The organism is Chryseobacterium jejuense (genome assembly GCF_017877355.1).
In the GTDB taxonomy this organism is placed as follows: domain Bacteria; phylum Bacteroidota; class Bacteroidia; order Flavobacteriales; family Weeksellaceae; genus Chryseobacterium; species Chryseobacterium jejuense_A.
Map to the genome: position 1 here is coordinate 153,197 of NZ_JAGIPR010000006.1, position 26,888 is coordinate 180,084.

A 26,888-nucleotide genomic window follows, 5' to 3' on the forward strand; every position below is an offset into this window, starting at 1 on the left:
ACTTAAAAGGCTGTTTCTATTGAAGCAGCCTTTTATTTTTCTCGCAGATTATTGGGATTACGCAGATTTTTAATACAATAGGCATCTTCGTAATCTGCTAAATCAGCGAGAGACCTTTAAATAACACCAAAGAAAAAGGTTATCCTAAAATGAGATAACCTTTTATATTTTATTTGATTCTTTTCCCTAAAATCTTCAGACTTCGTTCAATACCTTCCAAGACAGCTACATCAGGAAGTGTTCCCCAATCTTCAAATCCAAAGTGTCTGAACAGCTTTAAACTAGGCTCATTATGAAGGAAAATAAGGGCAACCAAGTTAGTCACTCCAAATTTTCCAGCGTTGTCAGTGCAATACTGAAGAATCGTTTTGCCATACCCTTTTCCCCTGCAGCTTTCATCGAGATAAATACTCACTTCCACCGTTCCACGGTAAGCAGGCCTTTCATGGAATGAACTGAAACTTGCCCATCCTACAATCTGTCCTTCAACATCTTCTACCATCCAAAGCGGTCTGGTTTCAGGATTATGCTCCTTGAACCATTGTACTTTGCTTTCTACAGAAACTTCTTCTACATCTGCCGTCACCATTCTTGAAGCGATGGTTGAGTTGTAAATGGCTACAATTTTATTTAAATCGGCTAATTCAGCATTTCTGAATTGTATATTTCCCATGGGTTATTATATTCAATATTTACGGCACAAAAATAATAAATTTCAAAAAATACCCCTATCAATTTTGACCGAAAATTCAATTTTAAAATAAAAATTCATAAACATCCCTCAAAAAAAACACATCTTATAAAATATTTTTTTGAAATACGCAAAGGCGCAATAAAATTTGATATTGGAAATTTTTTAAGGCGCAAAAATTTTATCTTTGATAAAATTGAATGCTGCGGATATTATAGCCACTAATGCACGAATAATATAATTAATATAAACATCCATGTTTTTTAAATAAATACCGTTTGAAAACGTATTTTCCTTACTGAGAATCTTCGATTCTCTTGCGCCTTAAAAACATACATAAAGTTGGTTTAAAACCTTTGCGCCCTTGCGTTATCCAACAACGTTTATTTTAGATCCTTCAGAATTCTATTTAAGCTTCTTACAGTAATTCCGAGGTATGCAGCCATGTCTTCTTTAGATATCTGGATATTCTGTTTCGACTGCATTTTAAGCAACTGTGTAAGTGTATGTTCCACCGTATAAAGCTGCTGATATGATGCTCTGCTTGAGGTATTGATAATCCTTTCTGCAAAGGAGTTCAGTAATAAGTTATTTAAGATAAGATCTTTTTGAATTAACTTATTAAAATATGGTAGACTTATAGTGTAGACCAAAACTTCTGTTAATGCTTCAATACCACACAAGCAAGGGATATTTTTAATCAGTTCCACTTCACCTAGGATTTCACCACCTCCCAGAAATTCAACAATATATTCTTTTCCATTTTCTTCTTCAAAGTAACATTTTGTAATTCCATCTTTAATCAGCATGACTTTAGAAACGGATTGATCCTGAGTTAATAACTTCTGCCCTTTTGAGAATGACTGCAAGACAATATTTCCTCCTTTTTGTTGCTGATAAAGCTCTTCAATATGGCTTAAAAAAGACTGATTCGTTCGTAACATAAGTCTTCGGGACAATTGTCCTTTGCTGGTTTATTTTTTATATAGAAATTTGAAGCAGAAATTTACAAAACTAAAATGAATAATCACATTACCACCATAGCCTTTGATGCGGATGACACCCTTTGGATTAACGAACCTTACTTTCAGGAAGCAGAAAAGGAATTCTGTGCACTGCTTGAAGACTATCTTCCTCACCATTCTGTATCTCAGGAGCTTTTTAGAACAGAAATGAAGAATCTTCATTTATATGGATATGGAGTAAAAGGATTTATGCTTTGTATGATTGAGACTATTGGAAGCGTTTCAAATAATACAGCCTCTTTACAATTGGTTAATAAAGCGATTGAACTAGGCCAGGAACTCCTTCAAAAACCCATTGAACTTTTAGATGGAGTAACGGAGACTCTGGAAAGTTTAAAGGGAAAATACAGGCTTGTAGTGGCCACAAAAGGAGATTTGCTGGATCAGGAACGTAAACTGAAAAAATCAGGGTTACAGGATTATTTCCACCATATCGAAATCATGAGTGATAAAAAGGAATATGATTATAAAAAACTGCTAAAGCATCTTGACTGCCAGCCGGAAAATTTCCTGATGCTTGGAAATTCCATTAAATCGGACATTTTACCTGTATTGGAAATTGGTGGATCAGCGGCTCATATTCCTTATCATATTACATGGAGCCATGAACAGCATGATATTAACCTGGAACATGAACATTTTATGGAATTGAAAGCTATTAATGAGATCTTACAATTTCTTTAACCATTAAGATTGATTCAGCTCTTAAAAATAGTAAGTGAAGCTTCACCTAAAGTTAGATTTCCTTATTCTTGTACAATAAATTATCCCACTTAGCTTTTCTTATCATCCATAAAAGGAAAAAGGCTGTTTCATTTCTGAAACAGCCTTTTCATATTATTTTTTCAGACACTTTTCAAGGAACTGATCCTGCTCCCATAAAACGTGGAAAATATTCTCTTTAGCCTGGTATCCGTGAGATTCTTTTGGAAGAAGAACCATTCTTACCGGTGCCCCAAGGTTTTTCAATGCCTGGAAATATCTTTCTGTCTGCAAAGTGAAAGTCCCCGGGTTGTTATCTGCATCACCGTGGATCAGAAGCAATGGGGTTTTCATTTTATCTGCATTCATAAACGGAGACATTGTATTGTAGATCTCCGGAACATCCCAATAATTTCTTTGCTCGCTCTGGAAACCAAATGGTGTCAATGTTCTGTTATAAGCGCCACTTCTTGCGATACCACAAGCAAAAAGGTTGGAATGTGTCAATAAGTTAGCCGTCATGAATGCTCCATAAGAGTGACCACCAACAGCTACTTTCTTTTTATCAATATACCCTAACTGATCTACAGCATTAATAGCAGCATCAGCATTAGCAACCAATTGAGTAATGAAGGTATCATTCGGTTCTGTTTTTCCTTCTCCAATGATTGGAAACGCTGCGTGATCTAAAACGGCATATCCTTTAGTTGTCCAGTACACGAAGGATCCGTAAGACGGGAACGTAAAATCATTATCATTCTGCGTACTCTGCCCTGCTGTATTTTTGTCTTTATATTCTCTTGGATAAGCCCAAATTAATAATGGCAGTTTCTCTTTTTTAGCTTTTCTGTCATAATTTGCAGGTAAGTATAGGATCCCACTCAATGTAACTCCATCATTTCGCTTATAAGTAATGACTTCTTTATGAACATCTTTGATGCTTTCAAAAGGATTTGCAAAATGAGTTACGGCTTCAGCCTTACCAGACTTCATATTCTTCTTGTAGAAGTTCGGATACTGGCTTGATGATTCCTGCGTTGTTAAGATCTCTCCTTTTGAAGGGTTTAAAATATCAACAATGCTTTCCTTAGCTCCTTTAAGATTGGACGTATATAGCCTCTTTTTCTTCAGAGATTTGATGTCCATTTCATCAACAAACGGATGTTGGCCGTCTTTTGTAAATCCATCACCCATAAGGTAGGCTTTTCCGCCTTTCAAGTCGACAACAGATCTGCCATATTGGTTTTTCACTTTATTGAAATTTCCCGGGTCACTGTAAACATCCTGAGAGTTTCTGTCATCAATAACTTTTGATTCCCCATTGTTAAGATCAACCAGGAAAGTTTTGGTATTTCTGGTATCATACCATTCTTCAGATACTAAGGCATAATGGTCATTCGTCCAGTCTACATCATTAAATCTCTGCTTGATCCTGAAGAACGACTTTGGAGCTGTGGCAAACGGAGCTTCCCACATAAAGATTTCGTCTCTGTATTCTGCCGTTTTATACTGGTCTCCTCCATCAAGAGCCTCTGTAAAGACCAACGTTGCCGGAGCATCACTTCTCCATGACATCTCTCTCTTCCCGGTTCTTACAGATGAAAAACCTTTAGGCATAATTTCATTCAATGGAATTTCATTCACAACCTTTACCGTATTTCCTTTCGTATCATATACGGTTGTAGCCATAGGGAACCTACTCAAAGGAACAATATAAGAGAATGGCTTTTTAATGACTGAAGACAACAGGTAATTTCCATCAGGAGAAAAACTTAATCCTGTATACATATCCTGGTTCATTACCTTTTTAAGGTTTCCGTTCAGATCTACGTTGAAAACTTCAGAAGTAACCAATGTTTCAAAGTTTTTCTCATCTTGTGGATTCTTTAAAAGATCCTGATAGGTCCTGTTCTGGGAAACTTTTCCATCTGCTGTAGAAACAATTGGCCCTGTTGGAAGATCTTTCCCTGAATCAATCAAGGCAGGTCTGTTTTGAGGCAGTGTTCTGATTAACAAGCTTTGGGAATCATTATACCAAAGATATGGAGTTCCTAAATTGGCATTCAGGATGTCTCCGGTAATTTTTTTGGCTGTAGCGGTTTCCATGTCCACTATCCACAGCTCTACTCCTTTATTGGTTGTATTGGTAAAAGTTAGTTTCTTTTCGTCCGGTGAAAACTGAACGTAGGCAATTTTAGCTCCCGCAGGCAGGTTTTTCACCTGAACTTCATTTTTATCACTGAACTTTCTTATTTTAAGATTGTTGAAATACGTAGTGGTACTTGCAATATTCGTAACCGGATTAATTCTTAAACCACCCAGTTTCATTTCCTGCTGGTTAAGATCATCCAATGTTTTATACGTTGAACGGTAAGTAAAAACCACCCAATCTTTTTTGTTATTCATCAAGACAGATGGTGGTCTTTCATAATCTGCCAGTTTCAGGATTTCAGCAGAAGGCTTTTGATAAGTAATATTTTCCTGTGCATCATAAAAATTGAGAAATGCCAGAAGGCAAATTGTCAGTTTTATCTTCATATAGATTCATTTTCTACGAATGTAGTGATTTTTGAGAGAAATAAGTATAAAATATCACCTTAAACCCCAATAATAAAGACATTTTCAAAAATAACTCCAACAAAAAAGAGCATCTGAAGATGCTCTTTTTATTATATATTGTATACATTTTACCAGTCTGAAGCTCGTTTTCTTCTCTCAATCAAATGATCTACGGAAACCTTTCCGGCTCCAATAATCATCAGAAGAAGATATACTGAAAGATAAATAAGGCTCATTTCTCTTTTTTCAAAAGGATCAGCCCCATGAACTACAAATCCTGCAATAACCATTGTAAAGATCAGAAAACCTAAGGAAACCCTTGTAAAAAGTCCTAGTATGAGTAGGATTGAACAAACAAATTCAGCAAGCACCGTAAGAATCAGGGTAATCTGTGGCCCCATTCCCAAAAAATCAAAAAATTCAATTTTACCACCTGCCAATAACATTTGGAGTTTTGGGTATCCATGAGAAAGCATTGCGAAACCAACAAATACTCTCACTGCTAATAAAATAATATCTTTTGGTATAGAGCTCGAATTTGAATTATTATAGTTCATTTACTAAAAAATTTAGACTAAGGTAATAAAAATCTTTTAATACAACGGGCTTTACAGCATTTTTAGTCTATCTGTAACCAAAATTTTTAAGGTCTCTGTCATTCTTTCTCCAGTCTTTTTTCACTTTCACAAATAAATTTAAGTGAATTTTCTTGGAAAAGAACTTCTCAAGGTCTAATCTTGCTTCTGTACCTACCTTTTTGATAGCTTCTCCTTTATGCCCGATAATAATTCCTTTTTGGGTATCTCTTTCTACATAAATAATAGAATCAATAAAGATAATTCCTTCTTTTTCCTTGAATTGCTCAGTCACCACTTCCACAGAATATGGAATTTCCTTATCATAGTTCAAAAGGATTTTTTCACGAATAGCCTCATTCACGAAGAATCTTTCAGGTTTATCCGTCAACTGATCCTTATCGTAATAAGGCGGGCTTTCAGGTAATAAAGACTTTATTTTAGGTAAAATAATTTCTGTATTGAAAGCATTCAGAGCAGAAATTGGAAGGATTTCCGCTTTTGGGATTCTATTATGCCAAGTTTCTACCAATGTTTCAAGACCTGCCTGATCAGTCTGATCTACTTTGTTTAATAATAAAAGTACAGGAACAGGGATTTTATTTAGTTTATCAATTAAGAACTCTGAAGGCTCAGCTTTGTCTGTTACATCAACAATAAATAGGAAGACATCGGCATCCTGAAGGGAATCCTTTACAAAATCCATCATCTTTTCCTGCAATCCGTATTTAGGATCCAATACTCCCGGAGTATCGGAAAATACGATCTGAAGATCCTCTTCATTATAAATACCAAAAATTCTGTGACGGGTTGTCTGGGCTTTCTGCGTTACAATCGCCAGCTTCTCACCCATTAATTGGTTAAGAAGTGTTGATTTTCCGGCATTGGGCTTTCCAACTATATTTACAAATCCAGCTTTGTGCATAAAAATAATATTACGAACTGCAAAGTTACTAAAACAAAATTGGTCTTTACGGTTAATCTCAATATTTAAAAGAAAAAAAGCGAGTTATTTGTCTTTGGAGTACATTTCAAAAGATTTTTGAAGAGATTCTAGCACTCGTCTTTTAAACTTATCTATTTTAACCACAAAGTCGCAAAAGCTTTTAACACTTAAGTTCACTTTAGAAAGTTTAAAATGACACTGCAAGAAAGAACACTTAAGTTTTGAAAATCATAGGTTTTCATGGGTTTGCAAGAAAATATCAAAATTTAATATGATCCTTCTTTAATGGAGTTAGACATCGATAGGCAGCTCTTTGTATTCCTTTATCACAAAAAACCACAAAATAATTTTGTGTTGCATTGCCTAAAACTGATATTTTTGAATATTAGAATTCATCTTTTATGAATATAGACCAGATTCTTGACCAGATTTATATCCTTCCGGAAACATCCAAAAATAGCTTAAAAGCATATATCACTGAAGTTTCACATCCTAAGGGACATTGTCTGATGGAAGCAGACAAGGTTATTCCTTTTGTTTATTTTATCCGTAAAGGAATTGCTCGTGCTTATTCTTCTACTTCGGATAATGATATTACATTTTGGTTCGGAAGTGAAGGACAGTGTGTGCTTTCTATGAAAAGTTATGTGGAAAACAAACCCGGTTATGAAAGTATAGAATTACTTGAAGACTGCGATCTGTACATACTGGAGACTGAGAGTTTAAGAAAACTCTTTAATGAGGATATTCATATTGCCAACTGGGGAAGAAAATTGGCGGAAGCAGAGATGATAAAATCGGAAGAGCTGATTATTTCAAGACAATTTAAAACTTCTCTGGAACGTTACAAAGATATTATCCAGTATCAGCCTAACCTGCTTAAAAGGGTTCAGCTTGGTCATATTGCCTCCTACCTTGGAATTACTCAGGTGAGTTTAAGCAGAATCCGGGCGGAGATTAAGTAAGTTGCTGTTTTATGGAGTGAAGCTGGAAGATGGAGGATGTAAGTACTATTCTACCTACGATTAAACATCAACATATATAAGAGATTTTTTAAGTTTTGGCTAAAGATTTATATTGAAAGTGGACTAAAGTCCGCTTCTATTGACATTACAGTGTATATCATATTAATGATTATTTATTGAAAGAAAAGTAAATAGATAACAGCCTCATATTCATTGATAAAAATAACAGAAAATCCGGTTCGGACTACCGCTACTTCCCTCTTCCTGCCTCCAGCTTCCTTACTAAAATATCATTTTTTAACAATTGTAAAATTTTTTCTCCTTTCAAATGCTGAAATTTGCAGTAGAAAAATTTAAAAATGAATTGGATCATATTAGTTATCGCTGGATTATTTGAGGTTGCCTTCGCATCATGTTTAGGAAAGGCAAAAGAAACATCAGGAACTGAGATGTATTTATGGTATGCAGGTTTCCTCGTAACCATGACGATCAGTATGCTTCTTCTTATCAAAGCCACTCAGACGTTACCTATTGGAACGGCATATGCAGTATGGACAGGAATTGGAGCTGTAGGAACTGCCTTAATGGGAATTATCTTTTTTAAAGATCCTGTAAGCTTTTGGAGAGTTTTCTTTATTGTAACTCTTATTGGTTCTGTTGTAGGATTAAAAGCTGTGTCTTCATCACACTAACAGGCGCATAAACATCTATCAATACTTTAAAATGAAAACCGTCTTCAGATTTTGAAGACGGTTTTTTTATTTTTTATAAACTATAGGTAAGATTTCATTGCTTCTTAACCCGTATTTCTTTATTTCTTCTTCAGAAAATTTCTGCGAATAGAAATTAGGCTCTACTTCAAAACCTACTTTTCTTAAACGATCGAAATAATCCATTCCGTACCAGCGAACATGATCGTACTGGCCAAAATGTTTCTGGCGTTCTTTCGGATCTTTGATGGTAAAGTCTTCATAGGTTTTTTCCAGCGAATTTTTCATCGGAACCTGAAGAATCCCCCATCCGCCGGGTTTCATTACCCTGTACAGTTCACTCATTGCTTTTGCATCGTCTTCAATGTGCTCCAACACATGGTTACAGAAAACGATATCAAAGCTGTCATTCTCAAAAGGTAAATCAAGAATATCGGCCTTTACATCCACAATGGGAGAATATAGATCTGCAGAAATATAATTCAGGTTGCTCATTCTCTTGAATTTCCTTAAAAATTCCTGTTCAGGAGCAATATGCAGTACTTTATAATTTTTAATAAAAAAATCGGTTTCATTCTGAAGATACAGCCACATCTGGCGGTGTCTTTCCAGACTTAAAGTTCCCGGTGAAAGAGCATTTTCCCTTTGTTTTCCATAGCCGTAAGGCAGAAACTTCCGGTATGATCTTCCATCAATAGGATCATAAAACTGATCTCCTTTGAAAAACTGATAAATAAGCGGTCTTGCCCAGATGCTCATCTTAATAAGCATTGGACGTGGAATTTTATTCAGTAAAAGCTTAGTTATCTTCTTCATTAAAAATCCAGTTGGAAAGGCTTTTCTTCGTCACTTACAATCCCTAAAGCTTCATACACATAATCGAATGTGGAAAGCAATACCGGCTTACCATTGATTACTGCTACATCATGCTCAAAGTGCGCAGATGGCAGATTATCTAAAGTAGTTACCGTCCAGCCATCGTTATGGAATTTTACTTTTTCAGTTCCAAGGTTAATCATCGGCTCAATAGCAATAGCCAAACCGTCTTTGATTACTTTTCCGCTTCCCTGTTTTCCATAGTTAGGAACTTGTGGATCTTCGTGCATCTGTCTTCCCAAACCATGCCCTACAAGCTCTCTTACCACTCCGTATCCTTCTTTTTCACAATGTGCCTGGATAGCATGAGAGATATCTCCGATTCTTTTTCCTCTGATACATTGCTCAATTCCTTTATAAAGGGATTCTTTAGCAACTTTCAATAATTTTTTAACTTCCGGCTTTACTTCACCAATTTCAAAGGTATAAGCGTGATCTCCTACGAATCCGTTCAAAATAACGCCACAGTCTACAGAAAGAACATCTCCTTCTTTTACCACTTCATTATTTGGGAAACCGTGAACTACCTGCTCATTTGGAGAAATACACAGAGAGTTAGGGAAACCTCCATATCCTAAGAACGCAGGTTCAGCACCGTGATCTTTAATAAAATCGTGTGCTAATTTATCTAAATATAAAGTCGTAATTCCCGGCTTAATTTCTTTTGCCAACATTCCCAATGTTTTAGAAACCAATCGGGCGCTCTCCTTCATCAGACGCAGTTCGTCTATTGTTTTTAATTGAATCATTGTATTAATTTACCAATGTATTAATATATCAGTGTAGCAGCAATTTACAGATGAGTACACTTCTAGATTGTTATATTTTTATTTTACCAGAAAAGTCCTTTTTTCTTTTCTTTTTTAAGTTTTGAATAGGCCAAAACTTCTTTTCCTTCTACACGGAACTCTATTCTTTCCTGAATAATATTGTAGATTTCACCCCATCCAGGGAATCCACCAATATTTCTGTCATCAATGAACCAGTCTGCATCTAACTTTCTGGATTGATTTGCAGAATCAAAAACTTCTCCTTCGAAACTTGAGTTCACTGCATAAAATTCCACTCCGTTCTTTTTGCAGAATTCTACTGCTTCATCTAACGTTTTTCCGTGTCTGTATGTCCAAAGAATAAGCCTAAACCCTTCTGCCTGTAATCTTTTCAAGGTCTCGAAAGCGAAGATCTTTGCCTTTCCGATTCCCGGATAAGCATCATCAACAATAGTCCCGTCAAAGTCAACAGCAATCTTTTTATTATTTAACATTTTGTTCTTTTTTTAGCTTTGCAAAGATAAGAAATAAAAAAGAGTGCCAAAAAGAAAGGCACTCAATACTTTTATAATTTAAAATAATAATATGGGCTATTAGCTCTTAACCCAGCTAAACTGGAACTGAAGATCCGGAGTAGAAACTCTGTCTGTAATCTTCTGTAATCTTGCAGGAAGCTTCATCAGATATTCCTGAGCTTTTTCTGCTTTTTCTGTAAGACCTTTTACATGCTCAATCTTCCATTCATCCAACAGATCTTTCATAATATTGATATAATCCTGACCTGTATACACCATACATCTTTGTGCAGCATCTGAGAAATGTCCCCAAAGTTCACCTGCCTTCTGTCCTGACTGTCTCATTAAGTGAGCAGGCATTACTATTTTCTTACGCATCATATCTTCGAATGCAAGAATCATTTCTGATGGATCTATTTCAAGGATTTTAGCTACGAAATGTTTGTACGCTTTTGCATGTCTTGCTTCATCAGCTGCAATTACACCGCACATTTTAGCTAATTTTCCGTTTCCGGATTGTTTTGCCAATGTTCCTACTCTTCTGTGGGAGATATTGGTTGCCGTTTCCTGAAAACTTGTGTAAATAAAGTTTCTGTATGGATCCATACTTGTTCCCAAGTCAAATCCATCACTAATAAGATATTGAGTAGTAATTTCAACTTCTCTCATATTTACTCTACCACACAGGTAAAGGTATTTGTTTAATAGATCTCCGTGTCTGTTTTCTTCTGCTGTCCAGGATCTCACCCAGTTAGCCCAACCTACTTTTTCTTCCTGATTAATTCCATCAACTCCCATTAACCAAGACTCATAGGAAGGAAGAGCTTCTTCTGTAATACAGTCTCCGATCAGTGTTACGAAAAGATCATAAGGCATTTCACGGGCAAAAGTCTGAATTTCTTCAAGATCATGTTTAAATTCTTCGCTTGAAGGGTCTGGTAGGTAATCTGAGGGCTGCCAGATTTTTTCAATTGGCGTTAAAAATTTATCAAGAAAAGAACCTACTTCCTTTTCCAATATTCCCATTACTTCTTTCCTAACAAGCTTTTGATACATTTTACTATTCAGTTTTTAATTAGCAAAGATATGATTTATTTATTATTTAACGCATAATAAAGTATGCAACTCATACCTTATCTGACATAAATCATAAAAAAATACAGATATATAGTTATAACGACATTTTTTTAACAATATTATTGAATTTTAGTTAACTAAAATATCTCCTGTCATTGCATTTGGTATTTCAACGCCCATTACTTTCAGGATTGTAGGGGCTACATCGCCCAGTTTTCCTGGTTTTAAGTTCCATGTATGGTCTTTATCCATCACAATAAAAGGAACTAAGTTGGTTGAGTGCTGAGTATTAGGTGTTCCATCAGGATTCAGCATTACATCTGAGTTTCCGTGATCTGCAAGAATGAACACTGTATATCCGTTTTCATAAGCAGCAATGGCTACTTTTTCGATGCATGCGTCTACTGTTTCAGCGGCTTTTACAGCAGCTTCAAATACTCCTGTGTGTCCTACCATATCAGTATTGGCAAAGTTCAGACATACAAAATCAGCAGTTCCCTGTTCTAGCTCCGGTACGATAGCATTGGTGATATCGTAAGCAGACATTTCAGGTTTTAAATCGTAAGTAGGAACGTCTTTTGGACTTGGGCATAAAAGCCTTTTTTCTCCATTAAACTCCTCTTCTCTTCCTCCTGAGAAGAAGAAGGTAACGTGTGGATATTTTTCAGTTTCAGCAATTCTGATCTGAGTTTTTCCATTCTTCTCCAATACTTCACCCATTGTTTCGGTTAAAACATTTTCATCAAAAACAACCTGAACATTCTGAAATGTCTTGTCATAATTGGTTAATGTAATATAGTTAAGGTTAAGTTTCTTCATAGAATATTCAGGGAAATCCTTTTGGGAAAGAACTTCTGTAATTTCTCGCCCTCTGTCTGTACGGAAGTTGAAGCAAATTACCACATCATTCTCAATAATTTTTGCCACCGGAACAACGTTTCCTGTAGCGGTTGTATTGACTAAAATGATTGGCTTAAGGAATTCATCTGTTACATTATTATCATATGAATCTTTAATGGCTGCCAATGCATCTGTAGTTTCGAATCCAACTCCTTCTACAAGAGCATCGTAAGCTAATTTTACACGCTCCCATCTTTTATCTCTGTCCATTGCGTAGTATCTTCCTACCACAGTAGCCAGCTTTCCGGTAGTTGCTTCCATATGATTCTGAAGCTCTTCAATAAACCCTAATCCGGAATGTGGATCGCAGTCTCTTCCATCTGTGAATGCATGTACAAAGACATTTTCATTCAAGCCAAATTCTTTGGCTGCTGTTAATAACCCTTTCAGGTGATTGATATGTGAGTGTACTCCTCCATTGGAAACCAAGCCGATGAAATGTACTTTTTTATTTTCTTTTTTAGCATAATCAAAAGCATCCTGGATCACTTTTTCCTGTCCCAGAGTTCCGTTTTCAACGGCCATATTCAGTTTTACCAGATTTTGGTAAACAACTCTTCCGGCTCCAAGGTTCATGTGTCCTACTTCGGAATTCCCCATCTGTCCGGCAGGAAGACCAACTGCTAAACCACTTGCTTCAAGGGTTGTGTGTGGAAATTTTTGATAACAGCTATCTATAAATGGTGTATTTGCTTTGTCTATGGCAGAAACGTCCGGGTTTGTTCCCAATCCCCATCCGTCAAGAATTGCTAATATTGCTTTTTTTGACATTTTGTAAAACTTTAGTTATACAAATTTATCGAATTTCCTATGAATAGAAGAATTTGGAGTTCTGAATTTTATGTATTCAGAGTAAAATGAAAAAATATGTGAGCTATATTATTCTCGCAGCTCTTGCTGATTTCGCAGATTTATAAATTAAAGCTGTTTAAACTTTTTTATTAAACCACAAAGGAGACACAAAAGCTTTTACACACTTAAGCTATTTAAATGATATACTTTATGTACAAGAAGTGCACTAAAGTTTTGTTGAAAATCAAAAATTTTCATCTTATGTGAACTTAATTGTGCCTGAGTTCGGGATAAGAAAATTAAGGATAATAGGTTGGAAGTTACTATCGGAGCTACAATTTCTGACGTTGCCATAAAATTTGATGAAGCAGTCTTTAAAGGAATCATAAATGACAGGGTTATAAGTGTTTTTTTTAACCTCAACTCACTTCCCTCTCCCAGCTCCAGGCTTCCTTACGTACTAAAAACAGAAATATCTTATCACAAACTCAGGTTAATTGTGCGGTATTTCCTTAAACTTTCTAAAGTGCACTACAGTGTTTAAAGAATAAAACTTTTGTGGTTAAGTTTAAACAGACTTATTATCTTACGTTACCTATCCTTTAAAATAATCATCAAAATTTATGTTATTTTGCTTTATGTATTCCTTGATATAGGGATCTAAGAAACCACTTTCTTTTAAGAACAATAAAGGATCGGTCATATTTAAAATATCATGGATTGCTTTATGTTTATCTGTTTGTTTATTGAAATAGGCTTCTGTAATTTTATAACCCATCCAATATCCAAGGTCATTGGGGCGGTCATCTTTTTTAGTGGTTCCGTAAAGCCAATCCATAGGACTGCTTGTTTTTAATACGGTTACAAATTCTCTGTATAATGCATCAGAATGAGCCTCACCATATTGATAAAATGGGCTGTTATTAGTTTCTCCGGAGTTCAACTCACTGATAAAGTCTGCACTTCCTTCACTAAGGCAATATTTCAGCAAATTATCTTTTCCTTTAATATTCTGTTGAAAATGCACTAGCTCGTGGGAAATAAGACCAACAACTCCATCCAGGTTTCTAAGGTTTTCTGTTCCAATCATTACTCCGTCTTTGGAAAAAGTACCACCAGTATTGAATCTTCCATATACAAAATAGAGGGGTGGAAATTGAGCTTCAGGATACCAATACTTCATTCCACAATAAATAGATCTGATTCTTTTTTCTTTTTGCTTCAATCCCGACAAAACGTTACGACTTTCCAAGTAATCGGCTTTTCTCCTTTTTACCATTGTATATAAAGAATCAGCATTGATGATTCTGTTTTCTGTAAAACCTTTCACACCTGGAGATCCATTTTTCATATAATCTATGAATGGATTTTGTTTTGAGGTTTCCATTCTATCAAATGCTTTCCAGAAGTTTTCGGCATCTCTTGTTTCAAAAACAGCATTTAAAGGATCTGTGGAAAAACCGGTTTGAGCATTTGTCATCCCAAAAGTCAGAAATAAGGCAGCAAGAATATGGTTGGTCTTCATATTAGTTTTTAAAGGGAACGGTTAAAAATATGAAAAAATTGTACTTAATGTACATTTGAAAATATATTTTCAGCTTCATGACTCTTCTTTAGCTTTAGATGAAACCTATTTTTCTAAAAAAGGTTTATAATTTCAGAATTAGATCCTCTATAAATTCATAAATCTTTTTTAATTTTGCTGTATGGACTTACGTGATCAATTGAAGAATCTTTTTCCTGAACATGAAGAGCAGGATTTTGAAATGCCTGAAGAAGAATTCAAGCAGAAAGAACCTTTAGTGTGCAAATTTGAGAAGAAAGGAAGAAATGGTAAGCCCGTAACCATTGTTGAAGGCTGGGAAGGTAATGAAGAAGACCTCAAAAAAATCTCAAAGAAAATAAAAACCACCTTAGGAATAGGCGGTTCTGAAAAGGATGGAACGATTATCATTCAGGGAGATAACCGTGATAAAATAATGGCTATCCTTAAAGATATGGGTTATAAAACCAAACGGGTTGGCGGATAGGTCTAGAAATAGACCTGGGTTTCCGGAAGTAAGGTTTTTAATTTTTCAATTTTAGATTTTTCTATAGGATTTCCTATAAGAATGAGGGTTTTCAGGTTTTTCAGCTGACTGATTTCTACAGGAATATCTTTCAGATTATTATTAGCCAGATTCATACTGACAATGCTCTTTAATCCTTTTATTCCGGATGAAATTTCTGTGATATTGTTGTCACTTACATTCAGAAATTCAAGTTCCTGAGCTTTAAAAAGATTCTCCGGAAGCCTGATAATTGCATTCTGCTGTAATTCAAGATATTTTATTTTTTTTGGAAACGACAGGTTCCCCATGTCATTGATCTGATTATTGGCCAGATTTAAAAATTTTAGATTTTTGATCCGATACAATCGGTCAGTAATAAAACTGATCTGATTTCCCTGTAAATTTATTTCTTCTAAAGTTGAAATTTCCATTAGAGCTTCAGGAAAGGTATTAAGATTATTGGCATCAAAATGAACTGTCTTAAGGTTTTGAAGCTTTGCAACATTCGGATTGATGCTTGTCAAACTGTTCAGGTTCATAGAGAAAGTAATCAGTTTTTTTAATTGACTGATTTCATCGGGAATGTATTTGATGCTGTTTTCATTCACATTCAAAAATTCCAGTTCTTTTAGGCTAAATAGCTCCTGATCCATTTTCTCAAACTTATTCGCCATTATATTTAAAAAGAATAAGGAATCCAGTTTTACAATCTGAGGAGGAAGGTTGAACAATCCTTTTTCTCTGAAACTCATACTGTAAACAGCCTTTTTGCTGTTCAAAGCGTCTTCAATATTGGTAAAAGTGGGATATTTAACAGGATCAATCTGAGCGTTGACCTGAGAAAGTGATACAATGGTAATAAGTAAGAAAAACTTTTTCATATGAAGATGTTTATCGTTTTTTAAGGTCATATGCAATTGCAGTCTCTTAATCAGTGTTTGTGTTTGTAAATCATAGTGATTTCATAAACAGAAAATGTCTGCCGGCGACAAGAGCTACCGACAGACAGGAATTATAAATAATTTTACTTCTTTAAAAGTTTTACAGTTTTCTGGAATCCTCCCTCTGCTTCAATATTCAGAATTAAAACACGAGATCCTTCCAATTGTTGTGTAAAGTCTAAGTCTAATGCCTTGTTCGTTCCATTGAACTTCTTGGTATAAACAATCTTTCCATCTATACTGTAAGCAGTTACTGAAATATCCTTCAATCCTTTTGGTGAATTGATCTTCACAATTCCTGAAGTAGGATTTGGCGCTATTGTTACCGTATTTTCAGCAGCTACATTTTCAATGGTTCCCAAAGATCCTTGTGTTCCCAGGTTTCCTTTAAGTGCAATTACAACCGTAGCCGATTTCCCTCTATAGTCAATAGTATTTCCTGTAGCATCAATATCTGTAGAGATCGTAGAACTCGGATGCTGAATAGAGAAGAAACCGAATTTATGATCAGGTGTAAAAGTTAATCCTGTAGGCTCAGATCCTGCAGGCATTGAAGCAAATAATTTCACTTTCGGATTGGCCTGTGTATGATCCGGAGCAATTACCCAGATATAGTTTTTACCGCCATCCTGAAGTACCCAAAGGTTTCCGAGTTCGTCAAACGTAAGGTTATCATTTCCATCGCCCCAGGCTTCGGATTTTGTTCCCTGTGTTGTTTCGAAAGAATATACAGAATTGGCACCTCCAACAAATGTTTCTACCTGAGAAGCTGTTGTTCCGTTATCCTGTAAACGGTAAACTTTATCTAATCCTTTTGCTGTAAAGTAAATCTTTCCATCCAGAGGACTGATATCTACGTCTTCAACTCCATTAAATCTAGTTCCTAAAGACTGAGCAAGTGATGCTGTATTGTTTTGATCAGCCTTCGTTTTATTAGGTACCTGAACCCATGTTGCTGTAGTTGCTACCGGATCTCCCGCTGTTGTTAATCCCTGATCTAACTTTAATACATAAAGGTTTCCTGAAGAAAGATCATTAGGCGTATCCATCACATATTTATATACCATATGAGTACCGCCGTCTTCACCATAATATGCTATTGTTCCGGCGTTATTGATGACCACATTTTCATGGTTCATAATTCCCATTTGCCAAAGTTTTCCTTTAGAACCGTCTGCATTTTTAGAAATAACCTGAGCTGTTGCAGGATCAATTTCTACAAGCCATCCGTAATCCTTGTATCCATCTCCGTTTACATCATTAGCAGTTACAGATTCTTCCGCTGTTACTACCGTACCCCAAGGAGTAATTCCTCCTGAACAGTTTCTGATAGTCTGCACCAAACCAGGATCTGAAAAATTTACTGCTCTTGATCTTGTTAACTGCCAAAGTTTTGTAGAAGAATTATAATTAACCTCAGCCATAGTAACCCCACCCGGATTGGTTTCGTGGTTTACTGAAAGGTAACCGTTTGTACTGCTTCCTGATTTGCCCACATAAGCTGTAAAGTCGTTCTGACCACCTACCATACCTCCACCTTCAGTATAACTATCTCCTTCTTTTAAAACAAGCTGATACTTGTGCTCTCCTGGAATAATAAGTTTATTGGTTTGTGCTGTAGGTACAATAGAAGTAAAACAGCTGATATGTGTTCCGTTGCAGGCAACAGGTGTAGGCGTAGTGTTAACTTTTGTCTTAAGATAGGCATCAATTCTAAGATCTGAACTTCCTACACTTCTATTATGTAATTCAACGGAAATTCTGTTAACTCCGTTGATGAATTTTGATTTTGGAATAGAGAAAATATTATATACATTCTCGGCAGCACCATCAACCGTTGTACTTGATAAAGTATTGAATGTAACGGCACCTGCAGGCATATTATCTCTTACTACTTCCTCACCGTTAAGATAAACTACAATACCATCATCTCTCATTACACCAAGTTCCATATTATCGGAAAGTGTTGAAAGATTTACAGTAAAATCTTTAGCAAAATATGCTGTTATCAGTCCTGTTGTACCAGAATGAATGGTAGTGGTAACAGGATCACCATATCCTAATGGTCCATTACCCACAGGCCAGGAAGAAATGTCATAGTTTTGTGTTTTCCACGCATCAGGTTGTGCCTGGTCAAGGTCCTTGTAACTCCAGGATGTTCCCTTATCAAAAATAGTGGTCTGTGCCTGAATGGTTGACCCTGCAAATAGAGCTAACGCTCCAATTGTTAGTAGTTTTTTCTTCATTTTTAAGTTTGATTTATTAGACCTTGCAAAACTATTTTTTAAAGAGCACGTTCCTGTTAATAGGACTTTAAATATGGGTGGGAGAATGTTAATTAATTTAAAACCTAATGTTAAGGGGATTAAGTTTTTATTAAATTAAAGAGATCATTCTTCGTGATGCGTATATGAGGATAGAAAGATTCTTTATTGTTATTGTGAATACTCTTATTTCATAGACAAGAAAACCTAACAGGTTTTAGAAACCTGTTAGGTTTAATTAGATATCGTAGAAAAAGCTATAGCTCAACTTCTGTATCCCGGAAACTCCCCTACTTGGCTTTACTCACATCAGTAAGAGCATTCAGAAAGGCAATAATCTGGTTCATCTCTGTTTGGGTAAGGTTTAATTTATCTGGAGCAAGTGTTTGGTTTTTCATCTTCAGTCCCAGTCCTTCTCCTCCACCTTCATTATAGAAATCAAGAACTTCTTCTAAAGTGTTGAAGGCTCCATTGTGGAAATAAGGTTTAGTAAGGGCACTATTTCTTACGGTAACGGTTTTGAATGAATAATCATATATCCATGATTTTTCTTTTTTTACCGGGCTGTTTCCTCTTCCGGGATCCTGATCCAGTTCTACAGGGAGCTGTTTTATTGGTTTTGTGGTTACCCCAAGAACTTCGGACTCATTTTCATTAAAGAACGGCGGTACCAACCCTGAAAAATGAGGAGCAAAATGACAGGTTGCACAATTGGCTTTTCCCATGAACAGGTTAAAGCCTTTTTTCACATCCTCAGAAATATTTTTTTCATTTCTCATGAAACGATCGAAATCGCTATCAAAAGAATATAAGGAGGCAACATAAGAGCTTAAAGCCTTTGAAAAATTTTCTTTACTAATTTTTCCATCTTTAAAAACCGTACGGAATGCTTTTTTATATTCAGGTTTTGTTTTTAACTTCTGAATGATGCTTTCGTAGCTTGTATTGAATTCATCTTCATTATAAATCACGTGTTCAGCCTGTTGTTCCAAATAAAAAGCACGCAGATCATAGAAAAATCTTTTGGCAAAAACGGCATTATATAAAGATGGTGAATTTCTCAACACCGGTTTTCCTTCTACATTACTTGTAGATTTAGCTTTAAGATCTGTAAAGGCATTTTCCTGAAGATGACAGGTTGCACAGCTCATTCTTCCGTTACCACTTAGATTCTGATCATAGAAAATTGATTTTCCAAGATTTTGAAGATCCGGATTATCTTCTGAAGACTTCAGCAGTGTATAAAAATAAGGATCTAAAAAATCACTGCTGAAAAGGTTTTTATTACTGACATTCCAGCCTGAGAATTCCTTCAGATCATCAGGTCTGCCATCCCATCTTCCTAATTCTTCATACAGAGGCTGTATATATTTTTTATAAAACTCAATTCTGTCAAAAGTTTCAAAATCGTTATTCTTTGAAAGATAGCTGATAGCTTCCGTTAAGGTCTGATCTGCTTTTGAAGTATTATAGTTTTTAAAATAAGGATCATCATTGATATATTTCTGCATACCTGAAAGAGCGTGACTGGCTTCTTCGGAAATATTCAGGGATCCCGGAGTATCGAAACCTGTTACACCCAATGAATATATCCTGATTAATTCTATACGCAAAGGCAGTGTTTTATTATTTCCTTTACTCATTCCATTTTTCATAGCACTCAGATAAAAACCGGAATAGCTATTGTATAAAAAATCGGTAATTGTTTTGATCTTTTCTTTTTCATCTTCTGCTTCTTCAGAAAATATCAGTTCATCCAATACCTGCAATCCTTCAGGAGGAAGTGTATATGCTGATGTTCCTGCGGCCTCAATATGAAACAGAGGAGCCGCATTCAGACGGGTTTTGGTGAATTCGGGATAATGATAGGCAATATAGAACTCAATTTCTTTAAATGAATTTCTTGTGTTCTTTAATGATAGCTGTAATTCTTCAAGAGAAATACGGTCTTCAGAGAACTTACGGACATCCGATTTCAATTGCTCAAGTTTTCCTTTAAAATCAGACAACCCTTTATTAACAAATGTATTCTCGCTTTCTTTTCCTTTGTAAACAGGATTAAAGGACATTACTGCAAATCCTATCAAAAGGACGATAACAAGAAGTGGATAGGATCTCATGAATTTTTAGCGACAAAGCTATTAATCTGATGTTATCTCAATTTTAATAACAGATTAAATAATGTTTATATTTTTGATACAATATTTTTCACTAATTTTAAACCCCGAAATCAGATTCATTATTCTTTAAGGAACGGGTTATTCTAAAATACCTGTAAAATAATGGCGAGAGGTTATTGGGAGAGGATTTTTTTAATTAAATTCAACACATCAAAACTAAAATAGGATTATGAAAACAAAACTATTATTTGCTGTTACAGCAAGTTTTCTTTCTCTTACGGCATTTTCACAAAAGAAAAAGCAGGCTGAAAAACCTGCAAAACAACAGGAAATGGCTGTATACGCTGAGAAAAAAGGAAATGACTATTATCTGATCCGCCTGGAACAGGATAAACCAGTGCCAAATGTTTATGTATATTCCAATGGAATAACCAAACCATATAAAAACTATACAGAACTTAAAGACGTTGTTATGGAATTTCCGGGGATGATGTCTTCTAATAATTCTACCAAAGAAGAATTGGTTTCTATTCTTAAAAAAGACAATCATTTCTATGAGATTACCTCACAGAGAAAGGATCCCAAAAATTTTGAAAAAACGGTTGTTACTGTATATGAACTGATGGGCGGACAAAAAAGGATTGTTGAAGAATATGATTCTATTTATCAACTTATGGCTTCACCTTATAAAGAAGCAATTTTCATAGATTAAAAACAAAAAAATATAAATTATGCTAAACAAACTTGCTGCTTCAGAACTTATTCTGAATGAAGACGGAAGTGTATACCACTTGAATCTTTTACCCGAAGATATTGCTGATAAAATCATCCTTGTAGGTGACCCGGACAGAGTAGCAAAGGTTTCAAAATATTTTGACACCGTAGAAATCAAAAAAAATAAAAGAGAATTTTACACCCATACAGGAACACTTCGTGGGGAAAGAATTACAGTAATGTCTACCGGTATCGGTACTGAAAACATTGATATTGTAATGAATGAGCTTGATGCTCTTGTAAACATTGATCTTAAAAACAAGGAATTCAAAACAGAGCACAAAGCCCTTGAATTATTCCGTATGGGAACTTGTGGAAGTGTGAATCCTGATGTAGAGGTAGACAATATGCTGGTTACTCAAAACGTAGTAGGATTAGATGGTTTAATGCACTTCTATCAGGACTACAGTTTCGAAAATGAGTTTTCTAAAAGTTTTCTGGAAAGATTCCCTTACGAAAAAATCAAACCGATGCTTTACTTCTCAGACTGGGCAGAAGAAATGGGTGAATATTATAAGGATGCTAAATACCACGGAAATACAGCTACATTCCCAGGATTTTATGCACCACAGGGAAGACAGCTTCGTTTAAAGGCTGTGGATGATAAATTCCTTGAAACATTAAATGACCTTGGAGTTACCAACTTTGAAATGGAAACTTCTGCTATCTATGCATTTTCAAAATTGTTAGGTCACAAAGCTATCACTGTAAATAACGTAGTGGCCAACAGAAGACGTGGAGAGTTCTCTACAGACCACCACAATTCTGAAAAGAACCTGATCACTTGGGTGCTTGACAGAATTATTAAATAAATGTTTATGGGACAGAACATCACTTGCCTGATTACCGATCAGCATCTTGAATTAGATAAAAATATGATTCACTTTAAGATCAGGGATGTCCTGTTTGTTCCTTTTGATATTATCGGATCTTCTGTTTCCTGGTTTATTGAAGAGGCTCAGAAATATGATATAGCCCAGGATCTGTTTGACTATTTTAAGCAATATAAGCCTGATGATCTGGTTTTATGGGGTGCAGATGAGAAACATACTGCTTTAGATATCATAAAACTTATTGAAGAATATAAGATCAGCAACTTCATCATTGAACACAGTTCAGATTTTGCCAGCATGCCTATGGATAATTACTTCCTGGGAGTATCTGATGGTAAAATCATAAAGGATTCTATTGTTTTTGATGAAAATGATTCTTCTAAAAAGAACTGCGCTAATATTGAAAAATACCGCGAGAAAATTGGACTTAATTTCAATTGGATAGGAATGGATAAATTTCATGCCTATAGCTTTGCGGAAAAGGAATATTTTAGATAAAAATAATTGATATATACCGATTCTATTAAATAAAAGCCTCTGGAATTTCCCCAGAGGCTTTTTGCTGTATGCCTTTACTAACGTTAATAGTTTTTTTTTGATTATTTAACAGGCTAATACCCACTCCTATTGAATTGAATTGAATTGAATTTTATATTGACACACATATCTTTTATCATTCATAGGAGTCTCAACAAACTATTAAGTATCTTCTTAATGGTTTAAATTAATATTCATATGAAACTCTCTTGGATCAGGATATTCAAAAACATATCCCAATTCTGAAATCAACTTTGAAGATAGGATAATTTTTCCCTTTACTTCTGTTTCCTTCTCCTTATCCTCTATATTGTTCTGGGCATTCAATACATGAAGTTTTACTGGATGGAACGGAGCTGTTACATTATACAGACCTTTTTCTGTTTCATTTTCGATCATCTTTAAAAGAATACCTGTAATATCTTTATAATGTATATGGTTAACTGCAAAATCCAGATTACCTACGTTGTAATTTTTCAATAACCTATTGTCCCCCATCAGGCCTCCTAACCTTAAGATATTTACCTGTGGATATTTGTTTTTTACCATTCGTTCTCCTGAAACTTTTTCAACGGGAACATCTTCTTCACTAAACTCTTTCGAAATATCCGGATAAACTCCTGTAGAACTCATCAAAAAGAGCTGTCCTTTAAAATCTCCAATAAAAGATGATAAATTTTGAATTCTATTGTATAAAGAACTTACACAACAGCTTTTCTCTGAGATAGGAATCGTAATGATTAAAACATCAAGGCTTTCCATAACTTCCCATTTGGGATATGATTCACTAAGCTGATAATCCGGAAAACTAGCAGCTATGGCATGTATTCCTTTAGCATTGAGTTCATCTGCTTTATCAACACTTGTAGTAGTTGCATATATTTCATATTGATCCGAAATAGATGCAGCAATTCTGGCTCCCAGCCAGCCATATCCAATGATTCCTAGCTTTTTCATATGTTGGATGGGAATTATGTTGATAATATTTCATCCAGGCCGGACATAAGCTGTTTCTTTTTTTCTTCATCAAAGTGAAAGCAGCCCTGAACCGATTCCGGAATATGCTTAGTCTTTTCTTTTAATGCTTTTCCTTCTTTTGTAAGGCTAATAAGCACTACCCTTTCATCTGCTACGCTTCGGGTTCTGTTGACCAATCTGTTTTTTTCCATACGTTTCAGTAAAGGAGTTAATGTTCCGTTATCCAGATGAAGATGTTCTCCAATCTTTCCGATCTTCATTTCACCATTTTCCCACAATACGAGCATAACCAGATATTGGGGATATGTTAATGAAACTTCATCCAGATAAGGTTTATATAGACCTGTGATATATCTTGAAACTGCATAGGTCTTAAAGCATAAATGTTCTGACAGAGCAATCATAATTCATTTTTAAAAGGCAAAAATACTCATTTTATTTTGTGCACAATATTTTTGTTTACAAATTATTTTCAATTGAAATCATAAATCAAAAGCATCGTATATAAAAATCCCGACTAATCCCTAGAGTATATTTACAAACATTCAATCATTTTTTTATCAGACTCATATACATTATTTCTCTTTTTTATTAATTTAGCAAAAAACTAATAACAAGAAAAACTAACATTGAATATGAAAAACACAAAACAGACAGGTAAGACTAAGCTGTCAGAATTATCCATTGAAGAACTTACAATAGAAAAAAAGAAACGAACAGGGATACTTATTTTTTTCAGTATTCTTTTAGGAATTATGATTGGAACTTGTCTTTATGTAACAATCAAAAAAGGAGTTGGTTCTTTAACCTTTATGCCTATAGCTTTTCTTCCTATTTTTTTGATCATCTGGAAAAGCCAGAAAGAAGTATGTAACGAAATTAAGTCTCGTTAGTCTAACTCAAAAAGTTTCACAAAATGCATAATACCTGTTTAAACTGCAGCGAGCCTGTCACTACAAAATACTGCGGAAATTGCGGTCAAAAAACCAGCACCCACAGATATTCTTTAAAACACTTTATAGAACATGATTTCATCCACGGAGTATGGCATGTGGATAAAGGAATTCTATTTACTTTAAAAGAATTATTTACCAGACCCGGAAACAGTGTCCGTGAGTATATTTTAGGAAAAAGAGTTAATTATTTTAATGTCATAACCCTTTTGTTACTAACAGCAACGATTTCATCATTGTTCTCCCACTATTCAGGTATGGATTACAGTGTTTTAGTTTCTGATAACGTTAAGGAAACAATGAATTCCTTCCAAGAGCTAACCACCTCTTATTTTAAAATTTTTCTGCTTCTTACCATCCCTTTCAACTCTTTTTTCAGTTATTTATGGTTTAGAAAAGCAGGATTTAACTATTCTGAACACATTGTTCTTAATGCTTATAAAACTGGAGGAGATATGATTGCCCTATTAATATTTACTCTTATCACATTCTTATTTAATAACTCAGCTACTCTTATCACGGCTTATTTTTTTGCATTTACTATATTTAGTCTCGTTTATGGATTGTGGTTTTATTCCCAGTTCTTCTCCCAATCCGGATATTCTAAAGTATCTTTATTTTTCAGAAGCCTTATGATTCCTGTGTCATTTATAATCTTTCAGTCTGGTGTTGGATTTATTGGAGGTATTATTGCATCCTTTTTAAAAACATAATAAAAAGGATGCCCATTAGCAGTCTTTTGTAATTCATATATTCTGAAAATAGTATTGATAAAAATAGAATCTATGAGAAACTCAATAAAAAAGACCTCCGAAACCGGAGGCCCTAACACCATATCAACTATAATAAAACTTATTATCAAATTTAAAACTCATTAATCATCACATAAAAATGACCTGAGTACAGACTGTTCACACTTCCTGAGATATTGGTAAGATTAATCACAATACTCGAAGTGGAAGTTATTCTTGGATTGGAGATAGAGAATGTTGAATTCCCTGCAAAATCCCCGGCTGGCGAAACTACAACTACAGCTCTTGTAGAGCCCGGTTGAAATCCTGATGGAACTGCAATTTCCAACGTAGTAGATTTCCCCGGAGGCATATTATTGATGGAAACACCAGGCCATGCTTCAAAACTGATCTGGTTTTTCTGTACACTGCCTTTTTCACCAAGTTTATACTGTCCGCTTACATCTAATCTTGCAGCAGTATTTGGAGCCCCCGTGCCAATGCCTACATTCGCATTATTATTCCCCAACACTATAGCATTGGCCTGTGAGGTAGTTGCTCCATATCCTATTGCAGTAGAAAATTGCCCCAGAGCATTTGCCCCTGAACCTACTGCGGTAGAGTTTTCTTTATTAGTAACAGTATTATATCCTAAAGCCGTTTCACTGTTTGTATTGGTCTTTGCATTATATCCCACTGCAATAGATTGAAAACCTCCTGCTGAAGCATTGTTACCAATTGCTGTGGATTCATTTTTACTGGTTTGAGCATTGTAGCCAATTGCAGTTGACTGAAAAGCACCTGCTGTTGATTTATTTCCTATTGCCAGTCCATCATTTGCAGAAACTGTAGCCGCACTCCCAATGGAAATCCCCTGAAATGCAGAACTTGAACTTCCGATGGCAATTCCGTTCTGGCCAGCATTAGCGCCCAGTCCAAAACTTACAGAATTATCTACTCCTAATCTTCCCGCTGTAGCAGCATTTACTTTGAAGATCAGATCATCCATTGTTTTTGTTCCTAATGACAAAGCTGTATTGGCTCCACTATATGTTCCGGCATTCTCTCCTATTGTATTCCAGCCCGTTCCGTAATCGCCTTTATTCGTAATACTAGAAGAAGTGATGAGCCTGTTCCATTTGGATGCAAACCAATAATAAAATCCAGCCTCTGATAATGCAGCTTTTCCGTTATTCCATACAATCAATCCATCTGCCGGAGAAAGTACCGTAATGGCATCTGTATCTGAATTCAGAGCAATACTCGGAAGAAGTACTCCTTTATCTTTAGCACTTACATGCAGCATAGCAGAAGTATCGGGGCTCGATAATCCAATCCCAACCTGAGCATATGTAAAAAACGTAAACAGAAAAAAGAGAAGACTAAATCTTAATTTATAATTTCTTTGCATCACTTATGTTTTAGAGGGCGCAAATATACAAAATTTTCAATAAATATATATTTTTATTAAAAATACAATAATTTAAAACACACTCATGTGACTAAAATAATAACTACTCACATAAAATTGAAAAATTCATTAACTAGCAATGAGTTAAATACTCTTTATTTATTATCATTCGGTGATTCAAAACACTGTATA

At 35.2% G+C, this 26,888-nt stretch carries 26 protein-coding genes; 9 read left to right on the forward strand and 17 right to left on the reverse strand.

From position 1 onward, the window contains the following. Positions 1 to 169: 169 nt before the first annotated feature. Both J2772_RS13820 and J2772_RS13825 read right to left on the reverse strand, forming a co-directional pair. Positions 170 to 673 (reverse strand): GNAT family N-acetyltransferase, encoded by a 504-nt coding sequence (locus J2772_RS13820; RefSeq protein WP_209917617.1) that lies wholly within the window; start codon positions 671 to 673, stop codon positions 170 to 172. A 401-nt stretch (positions 674 to 1,074) separates the two neighbouring features. Then, positions 1,075 to 1,635, reverse strand: coding sequence for a Crp/Fnr family transcriptional regulator (locus J2772_RS13825; protein WP_209917619.1), 561 nt, complete (start codon positions 1,633 to 1,635; stop codon positions 1,075 to 1,077). A 75-nt stretch (positions 1,636 to 1,710) separates the two neighbouring features. Between J2772_RS13825 and J2772_RS13830 the strand changes: the two genes are divergently transcribed. Continuing rightward, positions 1,711 to 2,400, forward strand: coding sequence for an HAD family hydrolase (locus tag J2772_RS13830; protein ID WP_209917629.1), 690 nt, complete (start codon positions 1,711 to 1,713; stop codon positions 2,398 to 2,400). A gap of 153 nt (positions 2,401 to 2,553) precedes the next feature. On the opposite strand, the gene J2772_RS13835 is transcribed toward J2772_RS13830, so the two are convergent. The 3 genes from J2772_RS13835 to era all read right to left on the reverse strand — a co-directional run bounded on the left by J2772_RS13835 (position 2,554) and on the right by era (position 6,477). Next, positions 2,554 to 4,956, reverse strand: coding sequence for an alpha/beta hydrolase family protein (locus J2772_RS13835; protein WP_209917631.1), 2,403 nt, complete (start codon positions 4,954 to 4,956; stop codon positions 2,554 to 2,556). Between the two features lie 149 nt (positions 4,957 to 5,105). Then, positions 5,106 to 5,534 (reverse strand): DoxX family protein, encoded by a 429-nt coding sequence (locus J2772_RS13840; RefSeq protein WP_068943072.1) that lies wholly within the window; start codon positions 5,532 to 5,534, stop codon positions 5,106 to 5,108. A 67-nt stretch (positions 5,535 to 5,601) separates the two neighbouring features. Further along, positions 5,602 to 6,477, reverse strand: coding sequence for a GTPase Era (gene era, locus J2772_RS13845; RefSeq protein WP_209917633.1), 876 nt, complete (start codon positions 6,475 to 6,477; stop codon positions 5,602 to 5,604). 422 nt (positions 6,478 to 6,899) lie between these two features. Here era and J2772_RS13850 point away from each other — a divergent pair, with 422 nt between their 5' ends. After that, the gene (locus J2772_RS13850; protein ID WP_209917635.1) at positions 6,900 to 7,463 is read left to right on the forward strand and encodes a Crp/Fnr family transcriptional regulator; all 564 of its coding nucleotides are present in this window, start codon (positions 6,900 to 6,902) and stop codon (positions 7,461 to 7,463) included. A gap of 359 nt (positions 7,464 to 7,822) precedes the next feature. Beyond that, positions 7,823 to 8,155 (forward strand): DMT family transporter, encoded by a 333-nt coding sequence (locus tag J2772_RS13855; protein ID WP_126650457.1) that lies wholly within the window; start codon positions 7,823 to 7,825, stop codon positions 8,153 to 8,155. A 66-nt stretch (positions 8,156 to 8,221) separates the two neighbouring features. Here the strand turns inward: J2772_RS13855 and J2772_RS13860 are convergent, their stop codons facing one another. The 6 genes from J2772_RS13860 to J2772_RS13885 form a co-directional block, all read right to left on the reverse strand. Further along, positions 8,222 to 8,989: a class I SAM-dependent methyltransferase gene (locus tag J2772_RS13860; RefSeq protein ID WP_209917637.1), complete on the reverse strand. Its 768-nt coding sequence runs from the start codon at positions 8,987 to 8,989 to the stop codon at positions 8,222 to 8,224. Beyond that, entirely contained in the window at positions 8,989 to 9,798 is an 810-nt protein-coding gene (gene map / locus J2772_RS13865; protein ID WP_045496192.1) for a type I methionyl aminopeptidase, read from the reverse strand. Before map ends, J2772_RS13860 begins: the two co-directional genes overlap by 1 nt. 83 nt (positions 9,799 to 9,881) lie before the next feature. After that, on the reverse strand, positions 9,882 to 10,313 hold the full coding sequence (locus J2772_RS13870) for a BT0820 family HAD-type phosphatase (RefSeq protein ID WP_209917639.1): 432 nt from the start codon (positions 10,311 to 10,313) through the stop codon (positions 9,882 to 9,884). Between the two features lie 99 nt (positions 10,314 to 10,412). After that, on the reverse strand, positions 10,413 to 11,390 hold the full coding sequence (locus tag J2772_RS13875) for an acyl-ACP desaturase (protein WP_045496188.1): 978 nt from the start codon (positions 11,388 to 11,390) through the stop codon (positions 10,413 to 10,415). 150 nt (positions 11,391 to 11,540) lie between these two features. Then, on the reverse strand, positions 11,541 to 13,082 hold the full coding sequence (gpmI, locus tag J2772_RS13880) for a 2,3-bisphosphoglycerate-independent phosphoglycerate mutase (protein WP_209917641.1): 1,542 nt from the start codon (positions 13,080 to 13,082) through the stop codon (positions 11,541 to 11,543). A gap of 616 nt (positions 13,083 to 13,698) precedes the next feature. Next, entirely contained in the window at positions 13,699 to 14,628 is a 930-nt protein-coding gene (locus J2772_RS13885; protein ID WP_209917643.1) for a DUF2268 domain-containing putative Zn-dependent protease, read from the reverse strand. 181 nt (positions 14,629 to 14,809) lie between these two features. Here J2772_RS13885 and J2772_RS13890 point away from each other — a divergent pair, with 181 nt between their 5' ends. Next, entirely contained in the window at positions 14,810 to 15,133 is a 324-nt protein-coding gene (locus J2772_RS13890) for a translation initiation factor (RefSeq protein ID WP_045496184.1), read from the forward strand. 2 nt (positions 15,134 to 15,135) lie between these two features. Here the strand turns inward: J2772_RS13890 and J2772_RS13895 are convergent, their stop codons facing one another. The 3 genes from J2772_RS13895 to J2772_RS13905 all read right to left on the reverse strand — a co-directional run bounded on the left by J2772_RS13895 (position 15,136) and on the right by J2772_RS13905 (position 20,479). Further along, on the reverse strand, positions 15,136 to 16,035 hold the full coding sequence (locus J2772_RS13895) for a leucine-rich repeat domain-containing protein (protein WP_209917645.1): 900 nt from the start codon (positions 16,033 to 16,035) through the stop codon (positions 15,136 to 15,138). A 143-nt stretch (positions 16,036 to 16,178) separates the two neighbouring features. Then, a complete protein-coding gene (locus J2772_RS13900) occupies positions 16,179 to 18,341 on the reverse strand; it encodes an alkaline phosphatase PhoX (protein WP_209917647.1) in 2,163 nt (720 codons plus the stop codon). A gap of 308 nt (positions 18,342 to 18,649) precedes the next feature. Then, positions 18,650 to 20,479, reverse strand: coding sequence for a cytochrome-c peroxidase (locus J2772_RS13905; RefSeq protein ID WP_209917649.1), 1,830 nt, complete (start codon positions 20,477 to 20,479; stop codon positions 18,650 to 18,652). Positions 20,480 to 20,708: 229 nt separating this feature from the next. On the opposite strand from J2772_RS13905, the gene J2772_RS13910 reads away from it, so the two are divergent. From J2772_RS13910 to J2772_RS13920, 3 genes are read left to right on the forward strand one after another with little or no spacing between them, the layout of a single operon-like run. Further along, complete coding sequence (locus J2772_RS13910; RefSeq protein ID WP_209917651.1) at positions 20,709 to 21,191, forward strand: hypothetical protein; 483 nt, start codon at positions 20,709 to 20,711, stop codon at positions 21,189 to 21,191. A 19-nt stretch (positions 21,192 to 21,210) separates the two neighbouring features. Continuing rightward, positions 21,211 to 22,065, forward strand: a complete 855-nt coding sequence (locus J2772_RS13915) for a nucleoside phosphorylase (RefSeq protein WP_209917653.1) — start codon at positions 21,211 to 21,213, stop codon at positions 22,063 to 22,065. A 6-nt stretch (positions 22,066 to 22,071) separates the two neighbouring features. Then, positions 22,072 to 22,584, forward strand: a complete 513-nt coding sequence (locus J2772_RS13920; RefSeq protein ID WP_209917655.1) for a hypothetical protein — start codon at positions 22,072 to 22,074, stop codon at positions 22,582 to 22,584. A 213-nt stretch (positions 22,585 to 22,797) separates the two neighbouring features. On the opposite strand, the gene J2772_RS13925 is transcribed toward J2772_RS13920, so the two are convergent. Then, on the reverse strand, positions 22,798 to 23,580 hold the full coding sequence (locus tag J2772_RS13925; RefSeq protein WP_209917657.1) for a hypothetical protein: 783 nt from the start codon (positions 23,578 to 23,580) through the stop codon (positions 22,798 to 22,800). Positions 23,581 to 23,594: 14 nt separating this feature from the next. Further along, a complete protein-coding gene (locus J2772_RS13930; RefSeq protein ID WP_209917658.1) occupies positions 23,595 to 24,005 on the reverse strand; it encodes a MarR family winged helix-turn-helix transcriptional regulator in 411 nt (136 codons plus the stop codon). A gap of 231 nt (positions 24,006 to 24,236) precedes the next feature. Here J2772_RS13930 and J2772_RS13935 point away from each other — a divergent pair, with 231 nt between their 5' ends. Then, on the forward strand, positions 24,237 to 24,494 hold the full coding sequence (locus J2772_RS13935) for a hypothetical protein (RefSeq protein WP_209917660.1): 258 nt from the start codon (positions 24,237 to 24,239) through the stop codon (positions 24,492 to 24,494). A 23-nt stretch (positions 24,495 to 24,517) separates the two neighbouring features. Further along, on the forward strand, positions 24,518 to 25,267 hold the full coding sequence (locus J2772_RS13940; RefSeq protein WP_209917663.1) for a DUF3667 domain-containing protein: 750 nt from the start codon (positions 24,518 to 24,520) through the stop codon (positions 25,265 to 25,267). A gap of 151 nt (positions 25,268 to 25,418) precedes the next feature. Here J2772_RS13940 and J2772_RS13945 read toward each other — a convergent pair whose 3' ends face one another. Next, the gene (locus J2772_RS13945; protein ID WP_209917665.1) at positions 25,419 to 26,696 is read right to left on the reverse strand and encodes a hypothetical protein; all 1,278 of its coding nucleotides are present in this window, start codon (positions 26,694 to 26,696) and stop codon (positions 25,419 to 25,421) included. Between the last annotated feature and the right edge of the window lie 192 nt (positions 26,697 to 26,888).